This is a genomic window from uncultured Paracoccus sp. (genome assembly GCF_945915435.1).
Classification (GTDB): domain Bacteria; phylum Pseudomonadota; class Alphaproteobacteria; order Rhodobacterales; family Rhodobacteraceae; genus Paracoccus.
On sequence record NZ_CAMEFG010000026.1, the window covers coordinates 43254 to 49253 of the forward strand.

Sequence of the window (6000 nt, forward strand, 5' to 3'; positions counted from 1 at the left end):
CAGGGCTGACCCTCAGTGACAAGCCTGGTGCCTTTGCATCGAGAAAATCTGTCCGCTTCTCAACGGAGAGCTTCCGAACAAAGTGGTCGGTGAGTTCGAGCTTGGCCATATCGGGTCCTATCCTGCTAGGTAGCGACACCATATTGGGGACACCGTGGGGACACCAGATCATGCCGGACCTTATCCACAAAATAGCGCATCCGGCCGACTCCATGCTCGGAAACGGACTTGACCCTCCGAGGCGAACTCATTTAGTTGATTGATTATATGTAAATAATTCTGAACACAGAGAGAGTTATACGGATTTCTCATTTTGCAGGACGAACGCGACGGCAGGATTGAAAATCCGCGTGTCGGTGGTTCGAATCCGCCTCCGGGCACCATTTCATCATGAAATATCGGATCGGGCCATGTCGCCCGAAAGCGCTGCCGTCCGCTAATGACCCAGCCCGACGCCCATCGGTTTCAGCAGCATCCACAGCGCCATCGCGACCATCATCAGGTTCTCGGTCAGCGAGACGAAGCCCAGGGGCACGTTGCTGTCGCCGCCGACGCAGGCGCATTTCAGCTCGCGCCTGTCGATATAGACCGCCTTGAAGACCGAGACCGCGCCAACCGTTCCGATGAACAGCGCGAGCGGGATCGACAGCCACATCAGCGCGCCGGCCATCATCAGCACCCCCGCCAGCCCTTCGGCGAAGGGATAGACGTAACCATAGCGCACCCATCGCTGCGCCAGCAGGTCGTAGTTGAGGAACATGGTCGAGAAACCCTCGACATCCTTCAGCTTTTGCAGCGCCAACAGGCACATGGCGATGGCGACGAACCATTCGGCGGCCTGCACGGTCGTCAGGCTGCCGAGGGCGGCCCAGCTTGTCGCCAGCGCCATCAGCGCGGCCATGCCGAACAGCGCGATCACCGGGGTATAGGTCGGCGTGTCCTTGTCCTTCACCTACTTGCCGAAGAAGGCCAGAAGGTCGTCGCCGGCCGTCGATGAAGGTCTGGGGCGTGGTCTCGACACCGTGCCGCGCCTTGAAGGCGTCGATTTCAGCGCGGTCGGTCAGGTGGTGGTCCTCGACCGCGTAGCCCTCGCGCTTCAGCAGATCCAGCGATTTCAGCCCCCAGGGGCAAGAGTGTTCCGCCGTCACCATGCGGTAGAGTTCGGCGCGTTTCGGGGTATCTGCCATGATCGTCTCCTTTCAGGACCGCCGGGCGACAGGCAGGCGATCATGTTCGGGTGAGCCGGACCCTCGTGCAAAGGCAATCGGTCCGGGCGCCGGGCCGTTCCCAGAAACATGCCGAAAAAGGGGCAGGGCCGTGCCCCAACATGGCCCTGCCCGTTCTCAGCCTGCGGTGGCGGGATAGCCCGCTGCATCCAGCGCCTTCACGACCTCAGATTCGGGGGCGGTGGTCTCGACCGTGATGGTCCGCGTGGCGGTATCGGCCTGGACGCTGGCCTGGGGGTCCAGCAAGGCGATGGCCCTGGTAATCGACTGCGCACAACCGCCGCAGGCCATATCGGGGACGTGGAATCTCATGAAAACCCTCTTGATTTGCGTTTCAGGCCGCAAAATTAGGGCTGCCTGCCGTTGGAAGGTCAAGGGGCCGAGCAGGACAAACGCGAATATGACCGGCGGCATCATCCCGGATCGGGCCGGTCCAGCGTCAATTGCAGCAAGGTCAGGTCAAGCCATTTTCCGAACTTGGTTCCGACCTGCTTCAGGTGGCCGACCTGCTCGAACCCCAGTTTTTCGTGCAACCGGATCGAGGCGAGATTTCCCGATTCAAGCGCACCGACCATCACATGCTTGCCCAGGCGGCGGGCGCGTCCGATCAGCGCCAGCATGAGCGCGCATCCGATCCCCGCGCCCCGCTGATCGGCGCGGACATAGACGGAATGCTCGACGGTATGCCGATACCCCTCGAACGCCCGCCAGTCGCCGAAGGACGCATAGCCCAGCACCCCGCTTGATGCGTCCACCGCGACCAGGACCGGGTAACCGGCGCGGCGGCGGTCGGTCAGCCAGGACAGGCGGTTGGCAGCATCGACCTGCGTAGCGTTCCAGGTCGCGGTTGTATGCGCAACGGCATCGTTGTAGATCGCCGTGATCCCGGCAATGTCACGCTCAACTGCGTCGCGAATCTCCATCCCGCACCCCCTGGTTGCCGACATGCCCGCAGGTTCCGCCAATTCCGGCAGGCGGTCAACGCGCGACCGTCCGGTGCGCTTCTGTTCGCTGCGCACGGTCGAGGGCGTGGCCGAAGTGGTCGCCGAAATCCGCAGGCTGGGCGGGTTGCGCCCTCATACCCCCGGCGGGAGGCGCGCGGTGAATTCCTGTGCCAGGTCATAGGCATGGCCCAGTTCCAGCACGGCACGGTCGGCCTGCGGGCGGCCGATGATCTGCAACCCCATCGGCAGGCCCGAGGGGCCGAAACCGGCGGGCACGGCAAGCGCGGGCGCCCCGGCAAGGGTGGCGGGGATGACGACCTCCATCCAGCGGTGATAGCTGTCCATGACGCGCCCGGCGATCTCGCGCGGCCAATGCTGCGTGGCGTCGAAGGGGAACAATTGCGCCGTGGGCAGGGCAAGGAAGTCGTGTTCGTCGAACAGGCGCAGCATCTCGTGATACCAGGCCGTGCGGATGACCGAGGCATCGAAGACCGCCTCGGCCCGCAGGGTCAGGCCATGCTCGATCTCCCACTGCATTTCCGGCTTGAGCATGTCGCGCAGGCGCGGATTGGCGCGGATCGGGGCAAGGGTGCCCGTGATCTGGAACTGCCGCAGCACGCACCACGCACGCCACAGCGCGTCCAGGTCGAAGCGGGTCCGGGCGGGGGCGACATGGCATCCCATCCCCTCGAAGATGCGCAGGGCGGATTCGCAGGTCTCGATCACGCCGGGCTGCATGGGCAGGTGGCCCCCCAGATCGCTCAGCCAGCCGATCCGCAGGCCCGCGGGGTCGCGGCCCAGCGGGGGCGCAAACCCGGATCCGTCGCCCGCCAGCGACAGGGGAACGCGCGGGTCGCGGCCCGCCTGCGTGGCCAGCAACATCGCCAGGTCGGCCATGTCGCGCGCCATCGGCCCCTCGGTCCCCAACTGGCTCAGGAAACCCTCGGGACCGGGACCGCCCGGCACCCGGCCCATGCTGGGACGAAAGCCGTAGACGTTGTTCCACCCCGCCGGATTGCGAAGCGAACCCATCATGTCGCTGCCATCGGCCACCGGCAACAGCCGCATCGCCAGCGCCACCGCCGCCCCGCCCGAACTGCCCCCCGCGCTGAACCGCCGGTCGTAGGCGTTCAGCGTCGTGCCGAAAACGTCGTTATAGGTATGCGAGCCAAGGCCGAATTCCGGCGTATTGGTCTTGCCGATCAGGATCGCGCCCGCTTCCCGCGCGCGCTGGACGACAAAGGCGTCGCGCGGCGGCCGGTGGGCCTTCAGGCCGGAAAATCCCATCGTCGTCGGGATATCGCAGGTCGCGGCCAGATCCTTGGGCGCCTGCGGTATTCCGTGCAGCCACCCGTCCGACACCCCCCGCGCCAGCCGCGCATCCGCCCGAAGCGCCGCCTTCATCAACACCTCGCGCGGCTGGACCGAGACGATGGCGCAAAAGGCCGGGTTGACCGCCTCGATCCGGTCGAGGAAAGCCGCCATCACCTCATGGCAGGACAGGCGGCGGGCGTGGATCGCCCGGCTCAGCTCCAGCGCCGAAAGGCTGGTGATGGCGCAAGCGCCCGTCGTTTCCGTCATCCTCACCCCCGTCGTTTCGCCCAGACTAGCAGCGCCGCCCGATCGCGGCCACCATGTCGAAGATACCGGCATGGCCCTGCCGGAAGCAGCCGGCGAAACAATGCGCCACCGCCCGATATGCGACGGGGCCGGAACATTTTCGCGCCCTGCCGGTTCACGCCTTCCCGCAACCCACCAGACAGGAGCATCAGATGAAGACCCTGCTTGCCAGCACCGCCGTCGCCGCCGCCCTTGGCCTTGCCGCCGCGCAGGCCCAGCAACCCGACACCCCGCCCCCCGATCAGGACATGAACGCCCCCGACACCCAGCCCGGCAGCGCGGAGGAAGCGGTGTCAGAGGCGGACGCGCCTGCCTCGTCCGAACAACCGGACGAGCCGGCAGACGCCGCATCCGAACAGCCCGACGAACCGGCGGACAGTGCGCCGATGGACCAGGACGCCGCTGCGGACACGGCCACCATGCCGCCCGTCACCCCGCCCGATGGCTATGTCTCCAGCGATTCGGCCCCCACCTCGGGCAATCTTCTGGGCGCGACGGTCCATGACGCGGGCGGTGCCGAGATCGGCACGGTCGAGGGCGTCGTTTTCGTCAACGGCTCGACCCGGATGCAAGGGTCGGACGATGCGTCCGGGGACATTGCCGCCGCCACACCGGACGAGGCTACTGATGCCCCCGCCGGGACCGCAGAGGGCCTGACCGGAACCGGCAGCGAAACCGTCGAGGCGCCCTCGGCCACCTCGCAACCCGGACAATCGCCCGACCGCCCGGCGGAAACCGATCCCGCCGACCTCAGCCACGCCGTCATCGACGTGGGCGGCTTTCTGGGCATGGGCAATCACCGTGTCGCCATCGCGGTCGAGGAGTTGCAGATCTATCGCAGCGGCACCGAAAGCATGATCTACCTGCCCTGGACGCGCGAACAGGTCGAGGCCCTGCCCGAATTCGACGCGGAAGGCCCTGCCGAAACCGCACCCTGACGCTGCGGGCCGCTCAGGCGGCGGCGGTCCACAGGCGGAAACGGCCCCGCCCGGTGATCTCGCGCAGGATGCCCAGTTGCTGCAAGCGCGACAGCCCGCGTTCGGCGCTGTCGCGCGAGATGTTCAGGTGCCGCTCGCAGTCCTCGGTGCCGACAAGGGGGCTGCGCAGGGCCACCCCGATCAGCCGGGCCGGGGTGTCGCCCTTCATCCGGGCCACCGCCGCCAGCGAATCCTGCGACCAGCGTTCCAGCCGCCGCAATTCGGCCCGCGCATCGCGCGCACCGTCGCGCAGCGCGGCCAGCCACGCCTCCAACCGCTGCCCGGCCGTGCCCCCCGCCCGCCACGCCTTGCGCCCATGCCGCCCAAGCGGGGTGAAGGGCAGGCAGGGCATCGCGCGCGCCGCATGCAGGGTGACGAAGCTGCCCACCTCGATCACGTCTTCGACCGGCGACAGCCCCGCCAGCCGCCAGAGCGGCAGCGCCACGCCCGCCTGCGCCAGCGGGTGAAGCCCCGACATGGCCGCAAGCGCCTGCACGAAACCTTGCGCGGCATGGTCGAAATCGTCGCCGCAAGGGCGCTGGACCAGCGATTCGTCCAGCCCCGCGCGGGCCACGCGATGCAGCCCCAGAAAGGTGCGCAGATCGCCGGGCGGCGCCACGCGCGGGGCCGAGGGGTCGAAATCACCGCCCGGACACAGTCGCCGCACCGCCCAACGCGCCTGGACCAGCCCCTGCATGTCCGATCCGGCCCGCGCGGCCATCAGGTCGCGGCCGATCTCTTCCCGGCGCAGGATGATGCCCTGGGACCACAGCATCGCCTCGGCCTCGATCAGGGCAAGGCGGGGCACGATCCAGGGCGCGGATTCGACGGCGGCATCCAACGCGCCAAGGGCGATGGCCGCATCGGCCAGCGGCGCGGCAAGCCCCGCCTGCGCCCGGACCCAGGGGCCGGGATCGGTCAGGTCGGGCAGCGCCCCATCCGCCTGAAAACTGTCGAGACCGCCGGAAAGCATGTCCTCTCATAGCCAGCCCGGCCCGTGCGCACCAGCGGCAAAGCTGCGACAGGGCCTTGCGCTTGGGCCGAAAACCCGCTCAATTCCGCGCCATCAGCAGGGGGCACCGAAAATGGACCAACCAGGCGCAAGCATCATCGACGGCAAGGGCTTTGCCGCCACCGTAAGGCAGAAGGTCGCGGGCCATGTCGCGACGCTGCGCGCGGATCACGGCATCACCCCCGGCCTTGCGGTGGTGCTGGTGGGCGAGGACCCGGCCA

Annotated in this window: 5 protein-coding genes and 2 pseudogenes; 2 read left to right on the forward strand and 5 right to left on the reverse strand. The window is 67.6% G+C overall.

The genetic code is table 11. The features are described from left to right. Positions 1-436: 436 nt before the first annotated feature. From Q0O97_RS10380 to Q0O97_RS10395, 4 genes and pseudogenes are all read right to left on the reverse strand, one after another. Positions 437-1187 (reverse strand): annotated as a pseudogene (locus Q0O97_RS10380) (glutaredoxin). Between the two features lie 156 nt (positions 1188-1343). Then, positions 1344-1538, reverse strand: a complete 195-nt coding sequence (locus tag Q0O97_RS10385; RefSeq protein ID WP_294928429.1) for a heavy-metal-associated domain-containing protein — start codon at positions 1536-1538, stop codon at positions 1344-1346. Positions 1539-1639: 101 nt separating this feature from the next. After that, positions 1640-2149 carry a GNAT family N-acetyltransferase gene (locus Q0O97_RS10390; RefSeq protein WP_294928431.1) on the reverse strand — a complete coding sequence of 170 codons (510 nt, stop codon included), beginning with the start codon at positions 2147-2149 and terminating at the stop codon, positions 1640-1642. Between the two features lie 153 nt (positions 2150-2302). Continuing rightward, positions 2303-3751 (reverse strand): amidase, encoded by a 1449-nt coding sequence (locus tag Q0O97_RS10395; protein ID WP_294928434.1) that lies wholly within the window; start codon positions 3749-3751, stop codon positions 2303-2305. A gap of 191 nt (positions 3752-3942) precedes the next feature. Here Q0O97_RS10395 and Q0O97_RS10400 point away from each other — a divergent pair, with 191 nt between their 5' ends. Then, the gene (locus Q0O97_RS10400; RefSeq protein WP_294928437.1) at positions 3943-4728 is read left to right on the forward strand and encodes a hypothetical protein; all 786 of its coding nucleotides are present in this window, start codon (positions 3943-3945) and stop codon (positions 4726-4728) included. A gap of 13 nt (positions 4729-4741) precedes the next feature. Here Q0O97_RS10400 and Q0O97_RS10405 read toward each other — a convergent pair whose 3' ends face one another. After that, positions 4742-5740: a helix-turn-helix domain-containing protein gene (locus Q0O97_RS10405; RefSeq protein ID WP_294928440.1), complete on the reverse strand. Its 999-nt coding sequence runs from the start codon at positions 5738-5740 to the stop codon at positions 4742-4744. A 112-nt stretch (positions 5741-5852) separates the two neighbouring features. Between Q0O97_RS10405 and Q0O97_RS10410 the strand changes: the two are divergent. Further along, positions 5853-6000 (forward strand): annotated as a pseudogene (locus tag Q0O97_RS10410) (bifunctional methylenetetrahydrofolate dehydrogenase/methenyltetrahydrofolate cyclohydrolase); the annotation flags it as partial.